The organism is Mycobacterium sp. E1386 (assembly GCF_001672745.1).
Taxonomy (GTDB): Bacteria; Actinomycetota; Actinomycetes; order Mycobacteriales; family Mycobacteriaceae; genus Mycobacterium.
In genome coordinates, this window is sequence record NZ_LZKH01000070.1 from 1 (window position 1) to 26406 (window position 26406).

30 protein-coding genes are annotated in these 26406 nt (G+C 68.0%); 4 read left to right on the forward strand and 26 right to left on the reverse strand.

Annotated elements, in window-relative coordinates:
• From A5709_RS07095 to A5709_RS07110, 4 genes are all read right to left on the reverse strand, one after another.
• Window positions 1-875 (reverse strand): DUF222 domain-containing protein (locus A5709_RS07095; protein WP_156767991.1); only part of this gene is annotated, 875 nt, incomplete at its 3' end.
• A gap of 42 nt (window positions 876-917) precedes the next feature.
• On the reverse strand, window positions 918-1796 hold the full coding sequence (locus A5709_RS07100) for a DUF4436 domain-containing protein (RefSeq protein WP_068011387.1): 879 nt from the start codon (window positions 1794-1796) through the stop codon (window positions 918-920).
• A 216-nt stretch (window positions 1797-2012) separates the two neighbouring features.
• On the reverse strand, window positions 2013-2927 hold the full coding sequence (locus A5709_RS07105; protein ID WP_068011388.1) for a formylglycine-generating enzyme family protein: 915 nt from the start codon (window positions 2925-2927) through the stop codon (window positions 2013-2015).
• 20 nt (window positions 2928-2947) lie between these two features.
• Window positions 2948-3904 carry a DUF4436 domain-containing protein gene (locus A5709_RS07110; protein ID WP_068011390.1) on the reverse strand — a complete coding sequence of 319 codons (957 nt, stop codon included), beginning with the start codon at window positions 3902-3904 and terminating at the stop codon, window positions 2948-2950.
• 342 nt (window positions 3905-4246) lie between these two features.
• On the opposite strand from A5709_RS07110, the gene pstS reads away from it, so the two are divergent.
• Complete coding sequence (gene pstS / locus A5709_RS07115) at window positions 4247-5377, forward strand: phosphate ABC transporter substrate-binding protein PstS (protein ID WP_068011389.1); 1131 nt, start codon at window positions 4247-4249, stop codon at window positions 5375-5377.
• A gap of 3 nt (window positions 5378-5380) precedes the next feature.
• On the opposite strand, the gene A5709_RS07120 is transcribed toward pstS, so the two are convergent.
• The 15 genes from A5709_RS07120 to A5709_RS07190 all read right to left on the reverse strand — a co-directional run bounded on the left by A5709_RS07120 (window position 5381) and on the right by A5709_RS07190 (window position 16020).
• The gene (locus A5709_RS07120) at window positions 5381-6316 is read right to left on the reverse strand and encodes a DUF4436 domain-containing protein (protein WP_067947202.1); all 936 of its coding nucleotides are present in this window, start codon (window positions 6314-6316) and stop codon (window positions 5381-5383) included.
• A 43-nt stretch (window positions 6317-6359) separates the two neighbouring features.
• The gene (locus tag A5709_RS28735; protein ID WP_231986934.1) at window positions 6360-7004 is read right to left on the reverse strand and encodes a hypothetical protein; all 645 of its coding nucleotides are present in this window, start codon (window positions 7002-7004) and stop codon (window positions 6360-6362) included.
• 4 nt (window positions 7005-7008) lie between these two features.
• Window positions 7009-9369, reverse strand: coding sequence for an arylsulfatase (locus A5709_RS07130; protein ID WP_068119107.1), 2361 nt, complete (start codon window positions 9367-9369; stop codon window positions 7009-7011).
• A gap of 115 nt (window positions 9370-9484) precedes the next feature.
• Window positions 9485-9829, reverse strand: coding sequence for a 30S ribosomal protein S17 (rpsQ, locus tag A5709_RS07135; protein WP_067947198.1), 345 nt, complete (start codon window positions 9827-9829; stop codon window positions 9485-9487).
• The gene (rpmC, locus tag A5709_RS07140; RefSeq protein WP_066951916.1) at window positions 9829-10062 is read right to left on the reverse strand and encodes a 50S ribosomal protein L29; all 234 of its coding nucleotides are present in this window, start codon (window positions 10060-10062) and stop codon (window positions 9829-9831) included. The genes rpsQ and rpmC overlap by 1 nt, the downstream gene beginning before the upstream one ends.
• The gene (rplP, locus tag A5709_RS07145; RefSeq protein ID WP_007167840.1) at window positions 10062-10478 is read right to left on the reverse strand and encodes a 50S ribosomal protein L16; all 417 of its coding nucleotides are present in this window, start codon (window positions 10476-10478) and stop codon (window positions 10062-10064) included. Before rplP ends, rpmC begins: the two co-directional genes overlap by 1 nt.
• Window positions 10479-10481: 3 nt before the next feature.
• Entirely contained in the window at window positions 10482-11321 is an 840-nt protein-coding gene (gene rpsC / locus A5709_RS07150) for a 30S ribosomal protein S3 (RefSeq protein WP_067947196.1), read from the reverse strand.
• Window positions 11321-11869: a 50S ribosomal protein L22 gene (gene rplV / locus A5709_RS07155; protein WP_067947194.1), complete on the reverse strand. Its 549-nt coding sequence runs from the start codon at window positions 11867-11869 to the stop codon at window positions 11321-11323. The genes rpsC and rplV overlap by 1 nt, the downstream gene beginning before the upstream one ends.
• A complete protein-coding gene (gene rpsS, locus A5709_RS07160) occupies window positions 11866-12147 on the reverse strand; it encodes a 30S ribosomal protein S19 (RefSeq protein ID WP_006245110.1) in 282 nt (93 codons plus the stop codon). Before rpsS ends, rplV begins: the two co-directional genes overlap by 4 nt.
• Window positions 12148-12168: 21 nt before the next feature.
• Window positions 12169-13011 carry a 50S ribosomal protein L2 gene (gene rplB / locus A5709_RS07165; protein ID WP_067739765.1) on the reverse strand — a complete coding sequence of 281 codons (843 nt, stop codon included), beginning with the start codon at window positions 13009-13011 and terminating at the stop codon, window positions 12169-12171.
• Window positions 13012-13040: 29 nt separating this feature from the next.
• Complete coding sequence (gene rplW / locus A5709_RS07170) at window positions 13041-13343, reverse strand: 50S ribosomal protein L23 (protein ID WP_046183668.1); 303 nt, start codon at window positions 13341-13343, stop codon at window positions 13041-13043.
• Window positions 13344-14009 carry a 50S ribosomal protein L4 gene (rplD, locus tag A5709_RS07175; protein WP_067948210.1) on the reverse strand — a complete coding sequence of 222 codons (666 nt, stop codon included), beginning with the start codon at window positions 14007-14009 and terminating at the stop codon, window positions 13344-13346.
• Window positions 14009-14662, reverse strand: coding sequence for a 50S ribosomal protein L3 (rplC, locus tag A5709_RS07180; RefSeq protein ID WP_067211851.1), 654 nt, complete (start codon window positions 14660-14662; stop codon window positions 14009-14011). Before rplC ends, rplD begins: the two co-directional genes overlap by 1 nt.
• Window positions 14663-14675: 13 nt before the next feature.
• Complete coding sequence (rpsJ, locus tag A5709_RS07185) at window positions 14676-14981, reverse strand: 30S ribosomal protein S10 (RefSeq protein ID WP_003873519.1); 306 nt, start codon at window positions 14979-14981, stop codon at window positions 14676-14678.
• A 385-nt stretch (window positions 14982-15366) separates the two neighbouring features.
• Window positions 15367-16020, reverse strand: coding sequence for a TetR/AcrR family transcriptional regulator (locus A5709_RS07190; RefSeq protein ID WP_067948212.1), 654 nt, complete (start codon window positions 16018-16020; stop codon window positions 15367-15369).
• A 190-nt stretch (window positions 16021-16210) separates the two neighbouring features.
• On the opposite strand from A5709_RS07190, the gene A5709_RS07195 reads away from it, so the two are divergent.
• Window positions 16211-17710, forward strand: coding sequence for an MFS transporter (locus A5709_RS07195; protein ID WP_369827272.1), 1500 nt, complete (start codon window positions 16211-16213; stop codon window positions 17708-17710).
• Between the two features lie 428 nt (window positions 17711-18138).
• Here A5709_RS07195 and mftG read toward each other — a convergent pair whose 3' ends face one another.
• The 7 genes from mftG to mftA all read right to left on the reverse strand — a co-directional run bounded on the left by mftG (window position 18139) and on the right by mftA (window position 24647).
• Window positions 18139-19578 carry a mycofactocin system GMC family oxidoreductase MftG gene (mftG, locus tag A5709_RS07200; protein WP_068119112.1) on the reverse strand — a complete coding sequence of 480 codons (1440 nt, stop codon included), beginning with the start codon at window positions 19576-19578 and terminating at the stop codon, window positions 18139-18141.
• Between the two features lie 19 nt (window positions 19579-19597).
• Window positions 19598-21010 (reverse strand): mycofactocin biosynthesis glycosyltransferase MftF, encoded by a 1413-nt coding sequence (gene mftF / locus A5709_RS07205; protein ID WP_068119116.1) that lies wholly within the window; start codon window positions 21008-21010, stop codon window positions 19598-19600.
• Window positions 21007-21750, reverse strand: coding sequence for a mycofactocin biosynthesis peptidyl-dipeptidase MftE (gene mftE / locus A5709_RS07210; RefSeq protein WP_068119118.1), 744 nt, complete (start codon window positions 21748-21750; stop codon window positions 21007-21009). Before mftE ends, mftF begins: the two co-directional genes overlap by 4 nt.
• Window positions 21751-21914: 164 nt before the next feature.
• Window positions 21915-23105 carry a pre-mycofactocin synthase MftD gene (gene mftD, locus A5709_RS07215; protein ID WP_068011649.1) on the reverse strand — a complete coding sequence of 397 codons (1191 nt, stop codon included), beginning with the start codon at window positions 23103-23105 and terminating at the stop codon, window positions 21915-21917.
• A 2-nt stretch (window positions 23106-23107) separates the two neighbouring features.
• Window positions 23108-24283, reverse strand: coding sequence for a mycofactocin radical SAM maturase (gene mftC / locus A5709_RS07220; RefSeq protein WP_067944839.1), 1176 nt, complete (start codon window positions 24281-24283; stop codon window positions 23108-23110).
• Window positions 24280-24552: a mycofactocin biosynthesis chaperone MftB gene (gene mftB / locus A5709_RS07225; protein WP_231588695.1), complete on the reverse strand. Its 273-nt coding sequence runs from the start codon at window positions 24550-24552 to the stop codon at window positions 24280-24282. Before mftB ends, mftC begins: the two co-directional genes overlap by 4 nt.
• Before the next feature lie 5 nt (window positions 24553-24557).
• Window positions 24558-24647, reverse strand: coding sequence for a mycofactocin precursor MftA (mftA, locus tag A5709_RS27940; RefSeq protein ID WP_040621348.1), 90 nt, complete (start codon window positions 24645-24647; stop codon window positions 24558-24560).
• Between the two features lie 99 nt (window positions 24648-24746).
• Here mftA and mftR point away from each other — a divergent pair, with 99 nt between their 5' ends.
• Together mftR and A5709_RS07240 are read left to right on the forward strand one after the other, a co-directional pair.
• The gene (gene mftR, locus A5709_RS07235; RefSeq protein WP_197501063.1) at window positions 24747-25343 is read left to right on the forward strand and encodes a mycofactocin system transcriptional regulator; all 597 of its coding nucleotides are present in this window, start codon (window positions 24747-24749) and stop codon (window positions 25341-25343) included.
• Window positions 25340-26383, forward strand: coding sequence for a DUF2332 domain-containing protein (locus A5709_RS07240; protein WP_068011650.1), 1044 nt, complete (start codon window positions 25340-25342; stop codon window positions 26381-26383). Before mftR ends, A5709_RS07240 begins: the two co-directional genes overlap by 4 nt.
• Window positions 26384-26406: the final 23 nt, after the last annotated feature.

The following is a 26406-nucleotide window of genomic DNA, read 5'->3' on the forward strand; positions in this document are numbered from 1 at the left end:
CCCGGCGCCGCGCCGGTGCCGTCGAGGGCGGCTTGTTCGGCGATCACGTGAATCACCACCGCACCGGCCGCCGGGCGCGCGCCCGCCGCGCAGTCGGGGCGCCCACACCGACAGCCCAGCCGATCCGCCCCCGCGGCCAGCACCCCCAACGCATCGGCACGGCGCTGCTCACGGCTACGCGGATCATGCGCACACACCGTGGCCGCCACCGCATCCAGTCGCTTCTCGAGTGCCCCGGCATCCGAGCTGAACAGGACCCCCTCGATGCGCGCCAACCCATCGCCCATATCCCCGATCCACACCTCGCGGCCCGCCGCGCGGTCCCGGCGCCGGCGCACCGCATCCGCATCAGCCTTCGCGACGATTCGGTCAACCTGAGCGGCCAACCGGGCCGGGGTCAGCGATGGCCACCGGGCCACCTGCGCGGCCAACTGCCCATCCACGGCCGCCACCACCTCGCGATCGGTGATCAGATCGGTGCGAAACACCAGCGTCTGCACCATCCGAAAATCGATGTCCCCGGCGGCGAACACCGCCGCCACCCGCGGCAACCGCTCGCGCAACGCCCGCGCATACCGCACCCGACTGGCCGCCAACCCCTGACCGATCCGCAACTCCGCGGCCACCTCCGCGGCCACCGCCGCCTCAGTGTCCACCGCCCACTCCTCAGTCTCAGCACACCGCGACAACCGATAGGCGAACAACTCCCCGATCGCCGCCAACTGCCCGGCCACCGCCCGGTTCTCCGCCCGCACACACCCGCCGGCCTCGGCAAGCATCGCCGCCGACTCCGGCGTCTTCGACGGATACCGCCGCTCGAAGTGCTCGTCGAACTCGGCAAGCACCTCCGGCGACGAAACCCTGGATTCGAACATACATTCGATTATCGCAGGGGGGTCCGACAACTTCCCTGCGAACTAGTCGCCATGCCGGACCCAGGCGAAGATGTACAAGCTCATCGCCGTGACGAGCGCGATCAGCACCCATTGGACGATGGCCTGGTCGATCCACGAACCCGGCGGTGGCGCGCCGGGAAGGATGTTGCGCAGCGGGACGATGGCGAACAGGTTCGCGGCATACCAGGTGGCGAACGGCGGCAGGAACTTCCTTCTGCCCAACGCCATCGGAATGGCGACCAGCAGCGCCAGGGTGGGCAGGCTGATGAGGACCAGGCAGATGCCCAGGTCGAAGATCAGCGGGCCCTTGGCCCTCTTCAGGGTGATGACCACGTTCCCGTTGTCGGTGCCGCGCTGCGTCGGGAGCGCACCGGGGTCGTGGACGCGGTTCACGGTGATGTCCCACCCGTCCAACTCCCCGGTCACCTCGACCCGGGCGGGCACCTTTTTCAGGGCGTCGCCCGACCCGACGAACGCGTCGGCGGAGATCGGCTCGGTCCGGTAGGAGTCGAACGGCCAGTTGCCCGGATCGCCGTGCGCTACGACCGTGGTGCTCAGTTGCGCCGGCGCCTTGCCCTTCGGGTAGTGCAGGTCGCCGAGGTCACTCGTGGGGTACAGGCGCACGGCGACGTCGGTGCCCAACACGTCGAATCGGTTGTCGTATGCCGAAATCCCTGGATACACAAGAACATTCACTGCGAGGCGCTTGGCGACCGGCTTCAATTCCTCGACCTGCAGCTGCACGATTGTCGCGTCGCCCCCGCCCTGGCTCAAATCCAGCGGAGGCAGCGGTCCCTCGGACCTCTCCAGCCAGTGAACGCCGAACAAAGACAGCATGTAGGCGGTGACGACCACCGCCAGGACGGCCACGCCGATCACGATGCGCGGCCGCTTCGCCATGTGTTTGCGGGGCGGGGGTGCGGACGGTGTCGGCGCGTCCGATGGGGGCGGCGGTGCCGGTGCCGCGGGAGCCTCGGCGGTCATTGGTAGGCCACCGATGATTCAGGGCTCGTCGAGGGCCACACGTGGTCAGATGCTAGCGAAGTCGCGCACACCGTGCGCGCCGATGGGGGCCCCGTCACTCGCCGTCCATCCGGCGGTAACCCGCTCGTCGTTTCAGCTGTGGGCGGCGGCGCCGGTAGCGGCCGACGTTTGCTGCGCGACGCAGCGGAATCCGATGTGGGTGGTCGCGGTGTCCTGCGACTGCGGTGACCGCGCGGCCGGACGATAGCGGTGGCAATATTCCGGCGCGCACAGGTGCGAACCGCCCTTGAGCGTCTGGTTGACGGCGGGATCCGCCGGCCCCGCAGGGGCACAACACGCTTTCGGCGGCTCGTCGAGCCGGTGGTGCGCGGAGAACCGTGTCGCGGTCCACTCCCAGACGTTGCCGATCATGTCGAGCAGGCCGAATCCGTTGGGGGGAAACGTCCCCACCGGCGATGTACCGACCCAGCCCAGGGCGCCGTCATTGCGGTATGGGAAGCGGCCCTGCCAGGTGTTGGCCATCAGCCGACCGTCGGGGTTCGGTTCGTCGCCCCACGCGTAGGTGCCCGTACTCCCGGCACGGGCCGCATACTCCCACTCGGCCTCGGTCGGCAGCCGCCGGCCGGCCCACCGCGCGTACGCGGCGGCGTCGGGGTAGGCCACCTGCACCACCGGGTGGTCGGCCCGATCGGCGAGGTCGCTGTCCGGCCCGAACGGATGGCTCCAGCTGGCACCCGGTACCCAATGCCACCATTGCCGCCAGTCGCGCAGGTCGACCGGGCCGGGAGTGGGGCGAAAGACCATGGCGCCCGGACGCAGATCGGCCGGGTCGGCCCCCGGGTACAGCGCCGGGTCGATGGGCCGCTCGGCAACCGTCACATAGCCTGTGGCGGAGACGAATTCGGCGAACTGCGCATTGGTCACCGGGTGTCGCTCCACCGCGAAAGCCGGCACGGTGACAGTGTGGATCGGCGCTTCTTCGGGATAGAAGCTGGTGCACCCCATGCGGAACGATCCGCCCGGAAGGTCGACGAGCTCGGTGAGCACCAGTTCAGGGTACGAGCACCTCAGTCGGACTGCCGGTACCACGTGAACATGTACAACGCCATCGCCCCGACAAGCGCGAGCAGCACCCAGATCACCAGCGCCTGATCGATCCACGCCCCGGGTGGTGGCGAACCGGGCAGGAAGTTACGGATCGGTATGACGGCGAACAGCATCGCCGCGAACCATGTCACGAACGGCGGCACGAATTTGCGCCTGCCCAGGGCAATCTGGATGGCCACCGCGAACGCCAAGGTCGGCAGGGCGAAGAGGACCAGGCAGATGCCGAGGTCGAAGATCAGCGGTCCCTTGGCCCGGTGCAGCGTGATCACCACGTTGTCCGGCCGGTCCGATTCCTGGCTGGCTTCGCCGACGCGCTGGACGCTCACGTCCCAGCCGTCCAACGCGCCGGCGACCTCGACCCGGGCGGGAATGTATTGGCGGGCGTCGCCTTGGCCGACGAGGACGTCGGCCGAGAGCGTATCGGTGCGGTATGAATCGAACGGCCAGTTGTTGGGGTCTCCGTGCGCCTCGATCGTGGTGGCAACCTGCGCCGGCGACTTTCCCGCCGGGTATTGCAGGTCGCCCAGGTCGTTGGGCGGATCCATGCGGACCGCGGTGTCGGTCTTCAACACGTCGAGGCGTTTGTCGAACATCGAGTCTTCAGGAATCACAAGCACTTTCACCGTCAGTCGATTGGCGATGGTGTCCAGCTTCTCGAGGCGGACCAACACGACGGTGTCACCGGTTGCGTTCAAGTCCGGTGGCTTGAGTGGGGCCCCGGAACTGGCCAGCAGGTGGAAGCCGAACAGGGACAACCCATAGACCACGACGAAGGCCAGCAGGGCACCGAGACCGATGACGAGGCGCCGCCTGGGCTTGCGCGGCGGCGCCGGGGATGGCGCCGTCGCCGTGGCGGCGGGAGGCGGGGTTGCTGGCGCGGCGGGCTGTTGCTGGGGCGGAGACGCGTGACTGGCCATCATTCTCCTTGGTAGAGACTGATCGATGCGCCGCCCTGAGACGACACGAGAGAGATCGTAGCGAACTTCGCACTGTCCGGCGACAAATCGTATTTATCGACTAGATCAGGCGGTTTATTCGCTCATCCCGGCGCTAGACCAGCACGCCAGCGAATCCACTTCGGAGTGCTTCGCCGGCACCGGCGGCGTCCGTGTTCAGGCACGGGCCCGGGGTGGCCAGTTCACCTGATGTTTGTTTGCTTGGCGGGCGGGATCGCGGTAAGTCTCGACGTGTGTCGAAACGGGGCGAGTCGCCCCAGTGCTCGCCGTCGCCGCCGGGCCCGAGTCTCCAGGAGCAACAACGTGAAGCGCACCGCACCGGCGGCCGCCATCAGCCTGTTCGCCGCGGCGGCGGTGGCGGTCTCAGCATGCAGCACCGACTCCCATCCGACGCTGGCGTATGCCGCCGGCGCCAAGGTGGAGTGCGGCGGCAAGCAGGCGCTGACGGCCAGCGGCTCGACCGCACAAGCCAACGCGATGACGAAGTTCGTCGCCGCCTACGGGAAGGTGTGCGCCGGGCAGACCCTGAACTACACCGCGAACGGATCGGGCGCCGGAATCAGCGACTTCCTGGCCGGCAGAACGGATTTCGGCGCATCGGACACGCCGCTTTCGGGGGACCAATACGCCGCGGCCAAACAACGCTGCGGCGGCGCCGACGCGTGGAACCTGCCGGTGGTGTTCGGCCCGCTGGCCATTACCTACAACCTCGGCTCGGTCGACTCGCTGGTGCTCGACGCGTCGACGATAGCCAAGATCTTCGACGGCACCATCACGCGCTGGGACGACCCGGCGCTCACCGCGCTCAACGCATCGATGCCTTCCGAAGAGATTCGGGTCATCTACCGCAGCGACGCGTCCGGGACCACCGACAACTTCCAGTCCTACCTGCAGGCCGCGTCCGGCGGGGCCTGGACCAAGGGCACGGGCAAGGCGTTCAACGGAGGCATAGGCACCGGCGCCGCGGGCAACAACGGCACCGCGGCACTGGTGAAATCGACCGAGGGCGCGATCAGTTACAACGAGCTGTCTTTCGCTCTGCAGCAAGGGCTTTACGCCGCCGAGATCAAAACCCCGGCGAGCCGCAGGTCGTTGCGACCGGTGCGGATCGGCACCGACACCGTCGGCAAGACCATCACCGGCGCCAAGATCATCGGCAGCGGCAACGACCTGGTGCTCGACATCTCGTCGTTCTACAACCCCGCCCAGCCCGACGTCTATCCGATCGTCCTGGCCACCTACGAGATCGTCTGCTCCAAGTACCCGGCGCTCGACGTCGCCAAGGCCGTCAAGGCGTTCCTGCAGGCGGCGATCGGACCCGGCCAGGTGGAGCTGGCGAAGAGCGGCTACATCCCGCTGTCGCCCAACTTCCAGGCCAGGGTCTCGAGCGCAGTCGACGCGATCAGTTCGGCGGATTCACCGAATCCCGAGTAGGTGTCAGGCCTTCTTCGGCGGCTTTTTCTCGCGGGATCGCCACCAGGCGACGATGAACAGCGACATCGCCGTAACCAGCCCTATCAACACCCACAGCACGACGGCTTGGTCGATCCAGGAACCCGGCGGTGGGGAGCCGGGCAGGAAGTTGCGCAGCGGGACGACGGCGAACAGCAGTGCCGCGAACCAGGTTCCCAACGGCGGCAGGAAGGTGGTCCGGCCCAACGCCATCGGGATGGCCACCCACAACGCCAGCACCGGAAGGGCGATGAGGACCAGGCAGATGCCGACGTCGAAGATCAGCGCACCCTTGGACCGTTGCAGAGTGATGATCAGGTCGTCCTGCACATCGGGGTTGGCGTCCTCGGGGTCGTGGACGCGGGTGACGGTGGCGTCCCAACCGTCCAACTTTCCGGTCGCCTCGACGCGGGCGGGTGCCTTCTCGCGGCTGGCGCCGGTACCGGTGAACACGTCGGCGGCGATCACCTCGGTCTTGTACGTATCGAACGGCCAGTTGGCGGGGTCGCCGTGCGCCACGATGGTCGTGCTGACCTGGGCCGGTGCTTTACCTACCGGGTATTGCAGGTCGCCGAGGTCGTTGTCGGGATAGAGGCGCACCGCGGCGTCGGTGGTCAGTACCCCGAAGTTCTTGTCCCACAAAGAATCCTTGGGGTAGACCGTCACGTTCACCGTCAGGCGGTTCGCGACGGTGTCCAGCTTCTCCAGGCGTACCTGAACGACGCTGTCTTCAGCCTCCACCTTGCTCAAATCCACCGAGGGAAGCGCTGGCGCCGACTTTGCCAGCAGATGCACGGCAATCAGTGAGAGGGCGTAGATGACGATGAGGGAGGCGACGATTCCAAAAGCGATGGCGATTTGCCGGCCCCGGTGGTTGGCGGGCGCCGGCGGCGCGGGAGGCGCCGGATTCCCGGCGGTCATTGAGGCATCACGGGGCAGATGCTAACAGGGACAACTGCATATTTCAGGGGATAGTGACGGCGAATTGCTGCATTAGCGTCGATTTAGCCGCTTCGAAACCCGGCGCTTTGCCGGGCCCCTCCAGATGGACGGCGACCAGGTACGCCTGAGTGTTGGTCCAGATGTGCGTGATGCGGTCGGCGAACTCGTTTGCTCCGGTCCCTCCGCTGGTACCGCTGAGTAGCTGGCTGCTGTAGCCGCAGAATTGGGCCGCCGTGACGGTGACCTTGGCCCCCGGGTTCGCCGTTCGCAAGTCGGTGGCGTAACGCAGGAACGCGCCCCCGGGGTCGAGGTCGGTGCGGGCGATGGTCACCCGCACCGACATGCCGTCGGGACCGGTCGACGTCAACGCCACGTCGCCCGTGCCCGGCGTCGCATTCCAGCCGTCCGGCAGCGGGACTGTGAGCACGGGCGCCGCCGGGTCGGCCACGGAGGCCTTGGTCATGGAGCCGCTGGCGGGCGGCGGAAAGCACACCAAGGCATTGGGCGGAATGTGGTCGGGCAGCGTGGTTTCGATGCCGGGTACCGGCTCGGCCGGGTCGGGAGCCCGCGTGGTGGCCGACGTCGACGAGGCGGTGCCACCGATGGCCGTTCCGCCCGTGGTCTTCTCACATCCCGCCGCAGCGAGCGCCAACAGGCACAGCGCCAAGGCTTCAGTCGCGCGAAAAGGCAAGCGCAATTTCGGCTTCCACGTCCATATAGGGCCGTCCGGACAGGTCGACGGTAACTCGGGAGATGGTGCCACCGGTGAACGAGAACGGCGCTTTGTAGCGGCTGCACACTCCGGAGCCGCCGTTGCGGCCGACGGTGATCCCGGCACCCGCGATCCCGAACGTTCCCGGATGCGTCTGCACGTCCGCGAGCGTGCCGACGACTTCGTCGTCGATGAACAACGTGACGTCGCCGAGCGGCGTGTGGCTGTCCGGCACGGTTCCGGTCCGCGCATAATTCACGCCGAGCAGATGCCTGCCGAGCGGCACCGCGCCCGATGAGGAGACCGCCTGCTGGCGTTCACCCAGGAAGTTGTAGACGTAATGCAGGCGCCCGTCCTGGATGAACAGCACGTGCCCGCCGTGGGCGCCGCCCTGCTTGAACAGCACCCCTTCCGCGCCGGTGGTGTCGACGCTCACCTCGGCCACCACCGCGAACGACCTGCCGCGGATTTCGGCGCCGGCGCCGATGCTCACGTCCGCGCAGTCGGGGTAGTAGACATAGCTGGATCGGTCACCGACGAGGTAGGGGCGGACCCGCGTCATCGTCTCCAGGATGTTCAGGTCCGAGAGCGGCAACCCGTTGTATTTGGCGGCTTCGGAGAACCACAGCGCCTTGAGTTCTTCTAGCTTGTCCGGCTGCTCGGCGGCCAGGTCGTGACACTGACTGCGGTCGGCCTCGATGTGGAACAGCTCCCAGCGGTCGGCGTCGAAGTGCGACCAGCCGGCCGGCGTGGCCGCGTGCACGGTGTTGGCGAACCACCCCTGATGCCATATCCCGCGAGTGCCGAGCATCGAGTAGAACTGGGTCTGCTTCCCGGTGTCGGCGTTCGAATCAGCAAGGGCCGCTTTAAAACTCACGCCATCCAGGGGCTTCTGGGCGATGCCCCGGACAGTTTCGGGGGGCGTCATGCCCAGCAGGTCGTAGACCGTGGGCGTGATGTCGCAGACGTTGACGTAGTTGTCGCGGATCTCCCCGTGTGCGGCAACACCATTGGGCCACGAGATGATCGCCGTGTCGGCGATGCCGCCCTCGTGCGACGCGTACCGCTTGTAAAGCTTGTACGGGGTGTTGAACGCCATCGCCCAGCCGATCGGGTAATGGTTGTAGGTCTCCGGGCCGCCGAGGTGGTCGAACAACTTCATGCTCTCTTCGACCGTGTCGATGTAGCCGTTGAAGAACTTGCCCTCGTTGACCGATCCGTTCGGGCCGCCCTCCCCGCTGGCGCCGTTGTCGGAGATCACCACGATGAGGGTGTTGTCCAGTTGACCGGATTCCTCCAAATAGTCCAGGATCCGGCCGATTTGGGCGTCGGTGTAGCTGAGGAAGCCGGCGAACACCTCGGCCATCCGGGAGAACAGCTTCTTCTCATCGGCGTTCAGCGAGTCCCAGGGTCGCACCGTGTCCTGCAGCGGCCAGGGCTCGCCCTGCGGCCCCTTGACGTCGGAGTACGGGTTGACCGGAGAGAGTTCGGTGTCGGGCGGCACGATGCCCATCGACTTCTGGTTTTCCAGCACGATCTCGCGGTAGGCCTCGTAGCCCATGTCGAAGCGGCCGGCGTAGCGGTCCGCCCATTCGGAGAAGACGTGGTGCGGCGCGTGCCCGGCGCCCGGGCACACGTAGCTGAACCACGGCTTGTCCGGCGCGATCACCTTGGCGTCGCGGATGAATTCGATGGTCTTGTCGGCGATGTCCTTCGACAGGTGATAGCCGTCTTCGGGCGTGCCCGGCGGGTTGACCGGATGGTTGTCGTACACCAGGTCGGGATACCACTGGTCGGTCTCGCCGCCCAGGAAACCGTAGAACCGCTCGAAGCCGCGCGAGGTCGGCCAATGTCGTTTGGTGGACGCCAGATTGGACTCTTCGAGCGGCGTCAGGTGCCACTTGCCGATGCAGTACGTGTTGTAGCCGCGCTCGGTGAGCACTTCGGAGAGCAGCGCGGTGTCGAACGGGATCCGGCCGTTGGCATTCGGGAACGCGTCGGTGAATTCCTCGATGGTGGCCATGCCGACCGTGGTGGCGTTGCGGCCGGTCAGCAGAGAGGCCCGGGTCGGCGAGCACAGCGCGGTGGTGTGAAATTGCGACAGCCGGACACCACGCTCGGCGATGCGGGTCATGGCGGGCATCTCGACCAGACCGCCGAAACAGTCCCAGGTCGCGATGCCGGTGTCGTCCCACACCAGGTACAGGATGTTCGGCGAGTTCTCCGGCGCGGTCGGCGCGGCGTAGGGGCCCCAGTCCGGCTCGGAGTCCCGGATATCCAGCTCGATCTTGCCTTGGAAGGCCGGCGAGTCAGTCGACATGCGCCGAGAGTAACGCGGCCGCGAAATTTCCGATCGCTTTTCGCCGACCACCGCCCCCCGCAAAGCAAAACGCCCGGGACCACCAGGACCCGGGCGTTTCGATGCCGCTTCGCGGCTACTTGGCCTTCTCGAGAATTTCGACGAGCCGCCACCGTTTGGTCGCCGACGTCGGACGCGTCTCCATCAGCGAGACGCGGTCGCCGATGCCTGCGGTGCTGTTCTCGTCGTGCGCCTTCACCTTCTTGGTGGTGCGGATGATCTTGCCGTACAGCGGGTGCCGCACGCGGTCCTCCAGCTCGACCACGATGGTCTTCTGCATCTTGTCGCTCACCACGTAACCGATGCGGACCTTGCGCCGGCCACGGACCTTCGGGTTGGCCGGAGTGTGCTTGGGGCCCTTCTCTTTCGAGGGCGTGTCCGTTGCGGCCGCCTTCGGGGCCGCCTTCTTCGCTTCTGCCATCACGATTCCTTACCGTCGGGCCCGGAAGCCAGGCCCAGTTCTCGTTCGCGCAGCACGGTGTACACGCGCGCGATCTCCTGCCGCACCGCGCGCAGCCGGCGGTTGTTGGACAGCTGCCCCGTCGCCATCTGGAAACGCAGGTTGAACAGCTCCTCCTTGGATTCGCGCAGGCGCTCGGTCAGCTCCTCGTCGGTGAGCTCACGCAGTTCGCCAGGCGAAATTCCCACTGCCATCAGAACTGATCCTCTCGGGTCACGATGCGTGCCTTGATCGGCAGCTTGTGGATTGCACGGGTAAGGGCCGCCCGGGCCACCTGCTCGTTGGGGTAGCTCAGCTCGAACAGCACGCGGCCCGGCTTGACGTTGACCACCCACCATTCCGGCGAGCCCTTACCCGAACCCATCCGGGTCTCGGCGGGTTTCTTGGTCAGCGGGCGGTCCGGGAAGACGTTGATCCACACCTTGCCGCCACGCTTGATGTGGCGGTTGATCGCGATACGCGCGGACTCGATCTGCCGGTTGGTGACGTAGGCGTGCTCGAGGGCCTGGATGCCGTAGTCACCGAAGTTCACCGCCGTGCCGCCGCTGGCGATGCCGCGCTGGCGGGGGTGGTGCTGCTTGCGGTGTTTAACCCTGCGGGGAATCAACATGATTCAGCTCTCCGTGCTCTGCGGTTCTGCGGCGGGCGCGGGCTCGGCCGCTGCGGCCGCGGTGCTTTCTTCGGCGCCCGCGGCGGCCCGGCCGGCCTCGGTGCTGGTCGCCGTGGTACCCGACGCACCGCTGCGGCGGGGACGCGTGCCCGAGGGACGCTCGCGACGGGGACGGTCGGCGCCCGCCGGGGCGGCGACGGCGAGTTCGCGTTTCCCACCGACGATGTCGCCCTTGTAGATCCACACCTTCACACCGATCCGGCCGAAGGTGGTCTTGGCCTCGTACAGGCCGTAGTCGATGTCGGCGCGCAGCGTGTGCAGTGGCACCCGGCCCTCGCGGTAGAACTCCGAACGGCTCATCTCCGCACCGCCCAGACGACCCGAGCACTGCACCCGGATGCCCTTGACGTTGGGCTGACGCATCGCCGACTGGATGGCCTTACGCATCGCGCGGCGGAACGCCACCCGGTTGCTCAGCTGCTCGGCGACGCCCTGCGCCACCAACTGCGCCTGGGACTCGGGGTTGCGGACCTCGAGGATGTTGAGCTGAACCTGCTTGCCGGTCAGCTTCTCCAGGTCCGCGCGGATGCGGTCGGCCTCGGTGCCGCGGCGGCCGATGACGATGCCGGGGCGCGCGGTGTGGATGTCGACGCGCACCCGGTCGCGGGTGCGCTCGATCTCCACGTCGGCGATGCCGGCGCGTTCCAGCCCGGTGGACAGCAGCTTGCGGATGGCGACGTCTTCCTTGACGTAGTCCGCGTACTGCTTGTCGGCGTACCAGCGGGACTTCCAGTCCGTGGTGATACCCAGCCGGAAGCCGTGCGGATTGATCTTCTGGCCCACTAGTCTGAGCCTCCCTTCGCCTCAGAAGTCTCAGACGTAGTTTTCTTCGCCGGAGCGGACTTCGCCGCGGCCTTCTTGGCGGGCGCCTTCTTGGCGGGCGCCTTGGTGGCGGCCTTCTTCGCGGGCGCCTTCGCGGCGGCCTTGCTGGCCTCGGCGCGGCGGGCCCTCGTCGACTTCGCCGAACGCTGGTCCTTTGCCGGCCGGCTCTCCACCACGACCGTGATGTGGCTGGTGCGCTTGCGGATCCGGAACGCGCGCCCCTGGGCGCGCGGGCGAATCCGCTTGGCGGTCGGACCCTCGTCGGCGTACACCGTGGCGACCACCAGGGTGGCCGGGTCCAGGCCGTTGTTGTTCTGCGCGTTCGCCGCGGCGCTCGCGATCACCTTCGCCACCGGCTCGCTGGCCGCCTGGGGCGCCCAGCGCAGAATGTCGAGCGCGTCGGCCACCGAGCGGCCACGCACCAGGTCGATCACCCGGCGGGCCTTCGTCGGTGAGACCCGCACGAACCGCGCCTTGGCGACCGCCGACGGGAATTCAGTTGTGGTCATCGCCGTTTGGCCTTCCGGTCGTCCTTGATGTGTCCCTTGAAGGTTCGCGTCGGCGCGAATTCACCAAGCTTGTGACCGACCATCGACTCGGTGACGAACACCGGGACGTGCTTGCGTCCGTCGTGGACGGCGAAGGTGTGACCGATGAAGTCCGGAATGATCGTCGAACGCCGAGACCAGGTCTTGATGACCTGCTTGGTGTTCTTCTCGTTCTGGACGTCCACCTTCTTGAGGAGGTGGTCGTCGACGAACGGGCCCTTCTTCAGGCTGCGTGGCATGGTTGGCTACTCCTCGAGTTCCTAGCGACCGTGCTTCTTGCCGGTGCGCCGGCGCCGGACGATGAGTTTGTTGCTGGCCTTGTTCGGGTGGCGGGTGCGGCCCTCCGGCTTGCCCCACGGGCTCACCGGGTGGCGACCACCGGAGGTCTTACCCTCGCCACCACCGTGCGGGTGGTCCACCGGGTTCATGACCACACCACGGACCGAAGGGCGCTTGCCCTTCCACCGCATCCGGCCGGCCTTGCCCCAGTTGATGTTTGCCTGTTCGGCGTTGCCGACCTCGCCGACCGTGGCGCGGCAGCGCACGTCGACGCGGCGGATCTCACCGCTGGGCATACGCAGCGACGCGTAGGTGCCCTCTTTACCGAGCAGCTGGATGCTCGAGCCGGCGGACCGCGCCAGCTTGGCGCCACCGCCGGGCCGCAGTTCCACGGCGTGGATCACGGTACCGGCGGGGATGTTGCGCAGCGGCAGGTTGTTGCCGGGCTTGATGTCGGCGTTCGCGCCCGACTCCACCACGTCGCCCTGCGAAAGGCCTTGCGGCGCGATGATGTAACGCTTCTCGCCGTCCAGGAAGTGCAGCAGCGCGATGTTGGCGGTCCGGTTCGGGTCGTACTCGATGTGCGCGACCTTGGCGTTGACGCCGTCCTTGTCGTTGCGACGGAAGTCGATCACCCGGTAGGCGCGCTTGTGGCCGCCACCCTTGTGGCGGGTGGTGATGCGGCCGTGTGCGTTACGGCCACCGTGGCCGTGCAACGGGCGCACCAACGACTTCTCCGGCTCCGACCGGGTGACCTCGGCGAAGTCGGACACGCTGGAGCCGCGGCGGCCGGGGCTCGTCGGCTTGTACTTACGAATTGCCATGTCTAATCAGGTCTTTCTCTCGCGCGCGGCTAGGCCGGGGCCCCGAACAGGTCGATGGGCTTGCTACCGGGCGCCAGCGTGACGATGGCGCGCTTGGTGCCCTTGCGCTTGCCGTATCCGGTCCTGGTGCGCTTGCGCTTACCCTGCCGGTTCGCGGTGTTCACCGATGCGACCTTGACGGAGAAGATCTTCTCGATGGCGATCTTGATCTGCGTCTTGTTCGAATCGGGGTGCACCACAAAGGTGTACACGTTCTCATCCAGGAGGCCGTAGGACTTTTCCGAGATGACCGGGGCCAGGATGATGTCGCGGGGGTCGGTGATGGTCGCCATCTACGCCGTTACCTCCTCGGTGCTAGCGGTGCCGGCGCCCGCCTGGGCACTGATGTAGGCGTTGAGCGCCTCAACGCTGAACACCACGTCGTCGGAGCGCAGCACGTCATAGGTGTTGAGCTGGTCGGGCGTCAGGATGTGCACACCGGGCAGGTTGCGCACGCTCTTGGCGCCGGCCTCGTCGCTGCGGCCGATCACGATCAGCACCTTCTTGCGGTCGGTCAGCGTGCCCAGGAACGCCCTGGCGTTCTTGGTCGACGGCGTCTGGCCCGACACCAACTCGGTGACCGCATGAATGCGGCCGTTGCGCGCCCGGTCCGACAACGCGCCGCGCAACGCGGCGACGATCATCTTCTTGGGGGTGCGCTGGGCGTAGTCGCGCGGCTTGGGACCGTGCACGACGCCACCGCCGGTGAACTGCGGGGCCCGCGTCGAACCCTGACGGGCACGACCGGTTCCCTTCTGCCGGTACGGCTTACGTCCACCGCCGCTGACTTCGCCGCGGGTCTTGGTCGAGTGCGTGCCCTGGCGCGCCGCCGCCCGCTGCGCGGTGACCACCTGGTGCATCAGCGCGATGTTGGCCGGGGCGTCGAACAACTCGGCCGGCAGCTCGACGGAGCCGTCGACCTTGCCGTCGGGCGTCTTGACGTCGATCTTGAGAGCCATTACTTCTCACCTCGTTTGATCGCGCTGCGGACCACCACGAGCCCACCGGTACGGCCGGGGACCGCACCCTTGATCAGCAGCACGCCGTTCTCGGCATCAACCTTGTGCACCACCAGGTTCTGCACGGTCACCCGGTCGTTACCCATCCGGCCGGCCATCCGGGTGCCCTTGAAGACGCGCGCGGGGGTGGCGCAGCCGCCGATGGAACCGGGACGGCGGTGCACCGCCTGCGCACCGTGGCTGGCGCCCTGGCCGCGAAAGCCGTGGCGCTTCATGGTGCCGGCGAAGCCCTTGCCCTTGGAGGTACCGGTCACGTCGACATAGGCGCCGTCGGCGAAGATCTCCGCCGTCAGCTCCTGGCCGACTTCGTATTCGCTGGTCGCGGCCTCGTCGTCCAGCCGCAATTCGGCCAGGTGCCGGCGCGGGTTCACGCCCGCGGCACTGTACTGACCGGTGACCGGCTTGTTCACCTTGCGAGGGCTGATCTCGCCGTAGGCCAGCTGGACGGCGCTGTAGCCGTCGCGCTCGGGTGTGCGGATGCGGGTGACCACATTGGGCCCCGCTTTGACCACCGTCACCGGGACGACCCGGTTGTTCTCGTCGAACACCTGCGTCATGCCCAGCTTGGTACCCAGAATGCCTTTTCTTGCCATGAGTCTGGATCTCCTACTGGATGTTGACGTCGACACTGGCCGGAAGGTCGATGCGCATCAGCGCGTCGACGGTCTTCGGCGTCGGGTCGAGGATGTCGATCAACCGCTTGTGAGTGCGCATCTCGAAGTGCTCCCGCGAGTCCTTGTACTTATGCGGAGAGCGGATGACGCAATACACGTTCTTCTCAGTCGGCAGCGGCACCGGACCTACGACACTGGCACCCGTGCGGACGACGGTCTCGACGATTTTGCGCGCCGATGCGTCGATGGCCTCATGGTCGTAGGCCTTGAGCCTGATGCGGATCTTTTGTCCCGCCACGCTTCTCCTACCCTCACTCCAACTTACAAAAATCCGTGTCCGGACCTGGTGCTCCCAGCGCGCTGATCGAGCCCGGGCCAACCCTGGGCCGATCGAGCGTCGCGCCGGATACTGCGCCGCTGTTTACCTGTCGTGGTCCACCGGCCCCCGCGGTCGGGTGTGTCACCCTCACGCAGCCTGGACCGCGGCAAAATTTGTCGCGCTCCAAGGATGGGACCGGACGCGCCCGTTTGGGCGCTGGTCGTATGCCCGACCAGGCGCAAACCCGGCCCAAGGCAACCTGAACAGTATGCCCTAGATCATGGGTTTGGCCAAATCCCGGCCGGACGCCACGGGCGCGGCCCCGCCCGGCGGTCAACCCGCTGGTCAGCGGCCGTCGCCGGCCTCAGGCACCCGCCGATTCGACGCTCGCCGCGCCGGCCCGGCTGTGTGCGCGCTGTACATAGAGGAAACCGTCGACCGCCGCGAGCGCGCACTCGCGGTAATCGAAGTCGGGAAGGGTGGAAAGGCGCCCCAGCACCAGCGGGCCGATGAGCAGTGCGATGGCCCGGGAGCGGTCCACCTCGCCGAGCTCGGCGGCCTCCGGGCTGTCGAAGATGGCGTCGAACGGCGCGGCGTACTGCTGGGCGATGCGTTCACGCAGCGTCGTGATGGCCGTGCTGTTTACGGCGCAGTCGCGGGGTTCCGGCATCTCGTCCAGGTCCCGACCCATGGACAACCACGACATGGCCGTCATCAGCGCCGGCGCCTGCGCCACCGACTCGGCCTGCGCCAGCACCACCGCCACCAGGCGGTCGCGCAGCGAACCCTCGGCCGGCGGCGTGGGCGAGGGCGGGATGAGGCTGTTGAAAGCCGCTGCCAGCAAATCGTTTCCGCTGGGGAAGTGGCGATACAACGTGGCTCTGGCCACATTGGCCGTGCGGGTGACCGCGTCGACGGTCACCGCGCTGGGACCACCGGAACTCAGCAGCGTGGCGGCGGCCTCGAGTAAACGCGCCCGCGAGCGCGCCGGGCGGGGGTCGCTGGTGCTGCCAGTGATGTGACCCACCTCCCTGTTTGGGAACGAGACTATCGGTCTACCTACAAGACTATCGGTCTCGAAACTTCCCAACGCCACCGTGAGGAGGCGCAGCATGGTCGAAACCCTGGTCCGGCCTGACCAGCGTACTGATGCAGTCAGCATCGGCAATAGTCCCCGAGCTCGAAACTGGACGCTGGCGGTCGCCTGCATGGGAGTCGCCCTCGTTGTCGCGTCGATGACGGCGCTGAACACCGCGCTGGGAGACCTCGCGGTGGCCACCTCGGCCACCCAGTCGCAGCTGAACTGGATCGTCGATGGGTACACCGTCGCCCTGGCGTGCCTGCTGTTGCCCGCGGGCGCGATCGGCGACCGCTACGGCAGGCGCGGCGCCCTGCTGATCGGCTTGGTGGTCTTCTCGGTCGGCTCGATGGCCCCGGCGATGCTGCACAGCCCGGCGCAGATCATCGCCGGCCGTGCGGTGGCCGGAATCGGCGCCGCCTTCGTGATGCCGGCGACGTTGTCGCTGCTGAGCGTGGCCTATCCAAAAGCCGAGCGCACCAAGGCGGTCGGGATCTGGGCGGGCACCGCCGGATCCGGCGGCGTGCTGGGCATGATCGGTTCCGGCGTGCTGCTTCGCTTTTGGGACTGGCACGCGATCTTCTGGTCGCTGGGCGTCGCCGGTCTGGTGATCTTCGCGCTGGCGTGCACCGTCGCCTCGTCGCGCGACAGCGGCGCCCCCCGGATCGATGGGCTGGGCGCGATCCTGGTCGGTGCCGCGGTGGCGATCGCCGTGGCGGCGATCCTGGAGGCGCCGACCCACGGATGGAGCAACCCCCTGGTCTGGGGCGGGCTCGTCGCGGGGGCGGTGCTCGCGGCGGGGTTCGGTGCCGTCGAGCTGCGCCTCGCCCGGCGCGACAGGCAACCGCTGCTCGACGTCCGGTTGTTCGCCGACCCGAATTTCGCCACCGGTGTCGCCGCGATCGTCATCCTGTTCGGCGCCACGTTCGGTTTCTTCTACATCGGCATGCAATACGTGCAACAGATCATGGGCTACTCGGCCCTGACGACGGCGATCTCCTTCGGCCCGTTCATGGTGCCGCTCGGCATTTTCTCGGCGCTATCGTTCTGGTACGTGCCCAAGCTGGGCCTGCGGCTCGTGCTGTTCATCGGCACCCTGCTGATGGCGGTCGGGTTCGCGTGCATGTACCGGTTGAACCTGCACTCTTCATATCTGGAATTCGCCTGGCCCACACTGATATTGGCAACCGGCATCGGAATCTGCACGGCGCCGACGACGTCGGCGATCATGGGGGCGGTGCCCGACGAGAAGCAGGGTGTCGCCTCCGCGGTGAACGACACGTCCCGGGAAATGGGCGGCGCGTTGGGAATCGCGGTGGCCGGTTCGATTCTGGCCGGCCGCTATTCGCACGAGCTCGCCCCGAAGTTGGCGGGCTTTCCCGAGCCGGTCCGGGGGCCGGCCACCGATTCGCTGGCCAAAGCCGTCGAGGTGGCGGGCCGGATGGGACCCCAGGGCCGCCAGCTGGCGGACATCAGCAAGGCCGCGTTCCTGGCGGCCTTGCACGCATCGACGATCACGATGGCCGTGATCGTCGCCGCCGCCGCGCTGCTGATCGCGGTTTGGGCGCCCGGCCGCGACGGCCGGCAGCTTCGGCCGGTGCGCGGGATGCTGTCCAGCCGCCGTCGCTGAACCGGCCCTTTCGTCCAATGCTGTTGTCCAACAGCGGGTTCAATGCTTGAAAACGTCTGCCGGTTCTGGTATCACCAAATATATATCGACAGTTACAGATCATCTCTGCGAGGCGAGGTGGATGTGGTGTTGATGGGTGTTACCAGCGTGGTCGAGCCGGTATGCCCGGCGCGGCAGCGTTCGCCTCCGGCCTGCCGACGAGTTTCACGCAACGGCGAAGGGAGGTAAGGGACAAAAGACAAGCACGGGCAATCGAACAATGGAACGGCGACCGTGCAGTCCACGAATATTGCGACGCATTGTCGCGCGACGTATCAATTGCGCGCGCACCGCCACTTGCCGTGGCCATCTACGTGGACCGCATGAACATTCGCCGCTCGCGGGGCGGGCCTCATGCCTCACCGTTGAGGCCCGCCCCCACGCACGCATCACCGAACGAATTCGGCGGCCCGATGACCGATCATGACGATGGTGGCGTGCGGCCCCCGGCTGGTGATCGCGGGCAGGACCGAGCCGTCGATCACCCACAAGTTGTCGATGCCGTGCACCCGGCAGCGATGGTCTACGACCGCCCGTGGGTCGGTATCGGCGCCCATCGGCGCCGTGCCGCAGAGGTGTTGCGACGTGGACCATACGGGCTCGCCGACATGTGTTGCGGTACGCGCTAATTCGCGGGCCAATTCGGCGCCTTGGCGTAGCGCCGCGACGTCCTCGGGCTCGCTGTCGTAACGGTGCTCGATGAGGGGCGCCGCCTCGGGATCGGCCGACGCGAGCGTGATGCGCCCGCGTGCGCGTGGCTGCATGAGCGCCACCCCGATGTGCGGCCAGTCGGCATGACCGGCGGCGCCGTCCCCGGTCATCGCGACGAACCCGCCTGTGTAGGGCCTGATCTCGAGACCATCGGCGGTGCTCAGCACGACTTCCAGCACCGGCCGGCCGGGAGCCACCGTCCAGTCGGTGGGCAGCACCCATTCGGGGTGGTCGCTGAACGACGTGCCCACCGGCAGCGGGTTTACCGCCGGTACGCCGACGGCCCGCAGCCCCTCCTCGGCTCCGATGCCGGAGAGCATCAGCAGCTGCGCCGTTTGGATGGCCCCGGCGCACAACACGATCCGGTCTGCGGTCAGCGTCATGCGGCCGTGCGGGCCGAAGGCGTCGACACCCGTGGCGGCGGTGCCGGTGAAGCGCAACCGCGCGACGCGCGTCCGGGAGTGCAAGGTCAGGTTCGGCCGGCCCAGTGCCGGCAACAGGAAGCCCGCGCCGGATCCGGTACGCACACCGTCGACGATGTTCAGCGGGACGGCACCCGTCCCCGAAACCCGTTCCGGCCCAACGTCATTGAGATCTTCGATCCAGCCGAAACCGGCGCGCTGCGCGGCGGTGATGAAACGTTCGGTGGTTCCCGTCATTTCGTGGGTACGACGGACCCGGATCGGACCGCTGTCGCCGTGGGCCGGCCCACTGAAGTCCAGGTCGGTCTCGATGGCGCGGAAGCTCTCGAGGACGTCGGACCAGGCCCAGCCGGGCAGCGATAGCCGGTCGAAGTCGCGCGGCAACCCGCGGCAGAAGTAGCCGCCATTGATCGCGCCGGAACCGCCGACCGTCGCCCCGCGCACGAGCGCGTGCGCGCGCACGGGCCGATCGGTCAGGCTGGTCTGATAGCGGCGCACCAGCGGGCTGCCGACCCCGATCGGCAGCTGCAATCCGTTCGCGGTTTGAGCGAGCAATCCCGGATCATCGAGGGCAGGGCCCGCCTCGAGGACGGTCACCGCGCAACCCGGCTCGGCAGAAAGGCGTTCGGCGACAACCGATCCAGCACTACCGGCACCGACGATCAGCACGTCGCTGTGCGAGGCGGCCTTACTCAAGGGCGGGTCAAGGTCGCGGCTAGCTGCGAATCTGGGGTTTCAGCGCCCGCAGGTTGCGCTCCCGCACCACGCCCCACCACAACCCGAGGCCGTACGCCAGGTCGTCGACCCGCTTGAGCAACAGATAGGTCAGCAGGCCGATCGGTTCGGCATCGTCGCCGATGGCGTCGCGGCGTCGCAGCCAGTCCACCACGCCGTCCATGATCGCCGCGACCAGCACGACGCGTCGGAAATGTCGCGACACCGTGGCGGCAAGCAGCGCGACCGGCCAATAGTGCCGGCACAGGGCCGACGCCAGCTGCAGCGCCGCCGACCACAGGCCGCGGGTCGCGATCACCGCCACGTCCGCGATCGACGTCTCGGCGCCCCGCATCGCCCTGGCGATCCGGCGACCGGTCAGGACGGCGACGACGACGGATGCCAGCTGGGACAGGCTGGTCCCGAACGCCACCAGGATCCAGGTCATCAGCGCCCAGCCGGAGATCACCACCGGGGCCGTCTTGTCCGGATGGCGAACCGACAGCGGGGCGGCCGATCCGCCATAGAACGCCTTGCGCGCGAGCCAATCCCGCAGTTCGGTGCGGTGGTCGTGGGCGACCACCGCGATGGGTTCGTAGCGCAGCCGGGCGCCGGCCTCGATGAGCCGCCAACACAGGTCGACGTCCTCACCGGATTGCAGGGTCTCGTCGAACCCGCCGACACTGCGCAGGGCGGAGCACCGACAGATGATCGCCGCGCTGGGCACGTAGGACACCTGGCTGTGGGGCAGCACCGGCGCTTCGCGCTCGCCGAGGTCGAGCGACGAATGCACCGCCTCGTAGCGGGCCACCACATTTTCGCTCTGCGACAACCCGACGATGCGCGGCGCGGTCAGGGCGACGGTGGGATCGCAGAAGTGCCCGAGCAGCGCCTCCAGCCAGCCGCGCCGCGGCGCGACGTCGGAATCCAGAAACGCGACGTAGTCGGTCCTGCAGGCGGCCAGCCCGGTGTTGCGGGCGGCGGCCGGTCCCCTGGAGCGTGTGTGCCGCAGCACTTCGACGTCGCAGTGCGCGCCGACGAAGTCGTCGGGCTCGATCGGCGGGAAGGAACCGTCGTCCACCACGATGACCCGCAGGCCGCGCAGCGAGCTCACCAAGCGCCGCACACCGGAAAGGTTGTCCCGCACCGGAATTACCACGGTGACGTCGTGATGCGACGGCCCGCCCGCCGGCCGCGGATGTGCCACCGTGGCGTCCAGCAAGGTGCGGGCCAACTGGGCGCTGACGTCGTCACGGACCTTCAGCCGGCCGTCGCACAGCATGTCCTGTGCGGCCGGCGCCAGCTTCAGCAGCCGGGTCGGCGAGCCACCGAGCAGCGCCGAGCCATCGCCGAGCACCCGCACCCGACGATCGACCTGGACGGCGAAGCCATCCGGTAGCCGGGCCGCCGTCATGTAAGCATCCTGTCGCGCCCGGGCGACCACCGGGTCACTCGCCGGACAGCACCGTCGACCATCTCGGCGAGGATGCGCTTGCCCTCGGCAGCGGTCGCGGTGGTCGGGTCCCCCAGCACGCCCACGGGGCTGACCGCCGCGACTCCCCCGCGCCGCATGGAGGGGAGTAATTCCGGCAGCGGCGCCCGGTTGCCGGTGAGCCACCGGTCGGTCAGCACGTCACCCGGCGAGATGTGCAGCAACAGCGAGGTTTCGGTGTGCCCGGCGTGAGCATCGCCGCCGTCGGCCAGGCATGGGCACCAGCCGGCGTCGCGGCCCTCGGCCCGCAGCCGGGCCACCGCCGCGGTCAGCGCCGCGACGTTGCCGCCATGGCCGTTGATGAAGACCAGGCGGTTGGCCCAGCTGGCGGCCGACCGGCCGTACTCCACCAGCAGGGTCGTCAGGGCTTCGGTGCCGATGGATATCGTTCCGGCGAAACTCTGGTGCTCGCCGCTGGCCCCGTAGGCGATGGCCGGCGCCAGCAACCACTCGGGCCCGAGGCGCGCTTCGAGACCGGCCCGGGCCCCGCGGGCGACCGCGGTGGCGATCCGGGTGTCGGTGTCCAATGGCAGGTGCGGACCGTGCTGTTCGGTCGACCCAAGCGGGATCAATATCGACGGCGAGCTACCCGATAGCTGGCTTGACGTCGCCATCGCCAATTCGCCGAGTACGGGCACTCGGTGATGGTAGGACGAATTCACCTGGCGTGCACCAATTGTTGTCTGTTGAAAACTATTTTTTTCTGACTGGTTCATCAGGGGTTCGATATTTGTGCTCGTTCGTCACGGATACCCCGCGTGTACCACCGTTTCAAGGCCGGCGAGCATTCTGGACAAATTTGCCCGGGATATCGGTGATTAGCTGATCAGGCGTGCCCGGCGGACGGGACACCCAGCGCCCGGGTGAAGCCGGGCGGCACCAGGATGTCGTCCGGGCCGAGGTCGTGGACGCTGGCGTGGCCCAGACCCATCAGCGCCGAGTCGATCCCCCCACGCAGGATGTCGAGCACGTTCTCCACGCCCGCCTGGCCGGCGGCGGCGAGGCCCCACAGGTAGGCGCGGCCGATCATCACCGCGCGCGCCCCGAGCGCCACGGCCTTCACGACGTCGCTGCCGCGGCGGATGCCCCCGTCGAGCAGCACCTCGACCTGATCGCCGACCGCGGCGGCCACCGCCGGCAGGGCGCGGATGGAGGCCGGCGTGCCGTCGAGGTTGTTACCTCCGTGGTTCGACACCGAAATTGCCGAAACCCCGGCATCCACAGCCCTTTTCGCGTCATCGACACGCATCACGCCCTTGAGCATGAAGGGGCCGCCCCACAGCTCGCGCAGCCAAGCGATGTCCTCCCACGTCGGGGGCGGCGTACCCATCCACTCGCCGTAGGCGGCAAAGAAGGGCGGGCCGGGCTCACCGCGGCGCCCCTGGTTGGGCACCCGCAAGTCCGGCGGGCGCAGCGTCTTGCCGTATTTCCACAGCCAGCGGGGCTTGAAGACCGCTTCCGGAGACTGCCGCAGGACGGTCCGCAGGTTCATCGCTTCGGGGATCTGGGGGCTACCCCAGTCGCGCCCGTGCGAGAACGACCAGTCGGTGGTGACGATCAAACCGACCGCCCCGGCCTGGCGCGCCCGTTCCACCCGCTCGGCGATCGCGTCACGCCCGCCCAGCCAGTACACCTGGAAGAAGATCTTGGGGTTGGCGCCGATGACCTCCTCGATCGGTTTGCTGGCGAAGGAGGACAGGCCCATCGCCGTCCCCCGCGCCGCCGCGGCCCGCGCGACCGCGACCTCACCGTCCGGATCGACCGCCTGGACACCGGTTGGCGAAATCAGCACCGGCATCGAAATATCTTGTCCCATCACGGTAGTCGATAGGTCGCGCTTTTCCTGCGCACCCACCACGTGCGGGGCGAATCCGAGTTCACCGAACGCCGCGACGTTATCGGAGACGGTGACGCCCTTTTCGCTGCCCGCAAGCAGCGCCGAGTAAACGGATTTCGGCAGCCGCCGCTTCGCGCGCTGCTGCGCGATGGCGACGGTTTCGAACCATTGGCCGGCCATGATCACACGGGGCTTTCGTTGCACAGCCGCGCGGGTGGCCGGGACAGTTTCAGGAGTACGGGGCCGCCGGACTTCCGGGAATGGTCGGCGCGGGGGCGCGGCGTCTCGCGCCGGCGGGCCAGCGCCGACGCGCTGTGGCCCTGGACGCATTCGGGATCCGGCCCGTCCATCGGCAGGCCGGTGAAGAACTTGGCCGCCATGCAGCCGCCCCGGCAGGCGTCGTAGTGATCGCAGCTGCCGCAGGCGCCCGCGGACTGCGGTTCGCGGAGCTCACGGAACAGCGGTGCGTTCTTCCAGACGTTGTCGAATCCCCCGTCGGTCAACACGTTTCCGGCCAGGAAGCGGTCGTGGATGGCGAACGGGCACGCATACACGTCGCCCACCGGGTCGATCAGGCACACCACCCGGCCGGCGCCGCACATGTTCAGGCCGGCCAGCGCGCCCGAGGAGCCCAGCGGCGACAGATGGAAGAAGGAGTCGCCGGTGAGCACCCGCTCCCCCTTGGCCACCAGCCAGTCATACAGCTGCACCTGCTGCTCGGCGGTGGGGTGCAGGTCCTCCCAGACGTCCGCGCCCCGGCCCGAGGGACGCAGCCGGGTGATCCGCAGGGTGGCGCCGTAACGGCTTGCCAGCGCGGCGAATTCGTCGAGCTGGTCGACGTTGTGCCGAGTGACCACGACGGAGATCTTCGCGTCGGCGAAGCCGGCGTCCGCGAGGTTCTCCAGCGCGCGCACGGCCATGTCGAAGGATCCCGGGCCCCGGACCGCGTCGTTGACCTCCGCGGTGGCCCCGTCGAGCGAGATCTGGACATCCACGTAGTCGCTGGCCGCCAGCCGGGCGGCGACCTCTTCGGTGATGCGGACCCCGTTGGTGGAGAACTTCACCCCGACGTGGTGCGCGGTGGCGTAGTCGACCAGCTCCCAGAAGTCCGGGCGCACGGTGGGCTCCCCGCCGCCGATGTTGACGTAGAACACCTGCATGCGTTCGAGCTCGTCGATGATGTCCATGCATTGCCGGGTGGACAGCTCCCGCGGGTCCCGTTTACCCGAGGACGAGAGGCAGTGCACGCACGCCAAGTTGCAGGCGTACGTCAACTCCCACGTCAGGCAGATGGGTGCATCCAGCCCGCTCTCGAACTGCTCGATGAGCCGCGGCACTCTGGCCAGTCCGGCGGTCATGGAACCTCCTGAGGTACCAACATCTTCGAATCGGCCAACACGCCCAGCGCGTGCAAGTACGGCGCCTCACCCGAGTCGTCCACACCCGCCGCTCGGCAGGCGGAGTGCACATCGGGATGGTCGGCCAGCGACCGCACCACCGTCAGAATGGTGCGGTTCTTGAGAAAGGACAGCTTGCGGGTGCCGAAGTGGTAGAGCAGCGCCCCGAACGGTTCGGGGCGGACCGCCACCTGTGGGTGCAACCGCCAGCCGCGGTCGGGGTCGAACACGCGGGTCAGTAGACCCCGCACATGCCGTCGATGGACACCTCTTCGACCAGGGTCTCGGCGACGAGCTGGGTTTCGGTCTCGGTTTCGTGGTCCACGGGTCATTGCCTTTCGTCGGTTCTTGACAACGATGGGGATCGAGTCACAAGCTTCGTCAGAATATGGCATCGAGTGCCGAAATGGAAGGGCGGGGTGTCATGGTGCCGCAGCCACGGGTGGGCCGTCGCCGCTCGACGACTCCGCACCAGATCACCGACGTGGCCATCGAACTGTTCAGCGCCCGCGGCTTCGCCGAGGTCAGTGTCGACGACGTCGCGCAGGCCGCGGGCATCTCGCGGCGGACGCTGTTTCGCTACTACGCGTCCAAGAACGCCATCCCCTGGGGCGACTTCGACACCCACCTCGCGCACCTGCGCGACTTGCTCGACAACGTCGATCCGCGGGTGCCGCTGGGCCAGGCCCTGCGCGATGCGCTGTTGGCGTTCAACACCTTTGACGAGTCCGAGACCGCACGGCACCGCCAGCGCATGCGAGTGATCCTGCAGACGGCCGAACTGCAGGCCTATTCGATGACGATGTACGCGGGCTGGCGGGAGGTGATCGCCGATTTCGTGGCCCGCCGGTCGGACCGCAAGACGACCGACCTGGTGCCCCAAACCGCCGCCTGGACCATGCTCGCGGTGGCGCTGTCGGCCTACGAGCACTGGCTGGGTGACGAGTCCGTTCCACTCCCGACCGCGCTGGGCAACGCGTTTGACGTTGTCGGCGCCGGACTGGACAGGCTGGATCGGTGACCGGCGACCACCTGCTGCACACCCTGCACGCGCAGGGGCGGTTCTGTGCCGGCTCGGGCTCACCGATGTATGGGGAGCTTTTCGAGCTGGTGGCCAGCGACGTCGCCGCCGACGGCGTCTTCGCCGCCATCTTGTCCGGGCACGAGGACGCCCCGTCGCGCCTTGCGGTGCCGCTGCGACTGCTCGGCGGCCTGCACCGATTGGTGCTCGACGGCCGGGCGGCGCACCTGCGCCGTTGGTACCCCAGCACCGGGGGCAGCTGGGACGCCGACTCGGCGTGGCCGGAGATCAAGGACGTCGCGATCACCCACTCCGAGGCGCTGCGGGCGGCGTTGCGGCAACCGCCCCAGACCAACGAGGTCGGGCGGTCCGCCGCGCTGATCGGTGGCCTGTTAGGCGTCAACCGTGAATTCGACCTGCCGATAAGGCTTTTCGAGATCGGATCAAGCGCGGGGCTGAACCTGCGCGGGGATCATTACGGTTACCGCTTCGCCGGCGGCCAGTGGGGACCGGGTGATTCGCCGGTGATTATCGAGGACGCGTGGCGCGGCGCGCTGCCGCACGGCCGGGTGCGGATCGTCGAGCGGCGCGGCTATGACATCGCACCCATCGACGTCACCGGGGCCGACGGGGAGCTCACCGTGTTGAGCTACGTGTGGCCCGATCAGAGCGCCCGGCTCGAGCGGCTGCGCGGCGCCATCGAGGTCGCCAGGCGGGTGCCGGCCGGGCTGGAGCGCCAGACGGCCGCCGACGCGGTCGCCGGCCTGACGCTGGCCGCGGGCGCGCTGACGGTGCTGTGGCATTCCATCACCTGGCAATACCTGTCCGACGAGGAGCGGGAGACCGTCCGCGCGCGCGTTCGCGCGCTGGGCGAGCAGGCGGATGAACGGTCGCCGTTCGTCCACCTCACCCTGGAGCCGGCGCGTGACCGGCCCGACTCACCGATCCGGTTCTTGGTGCGGGCGCGCCGCTGGCCGGGCGGCGACCTCGAGATTCTCGGCGAATGCCATCCGCATGGCCCGCCGGTGCGCTGGCTGTGAGCCGCCGGACGGGCGAGAACGGC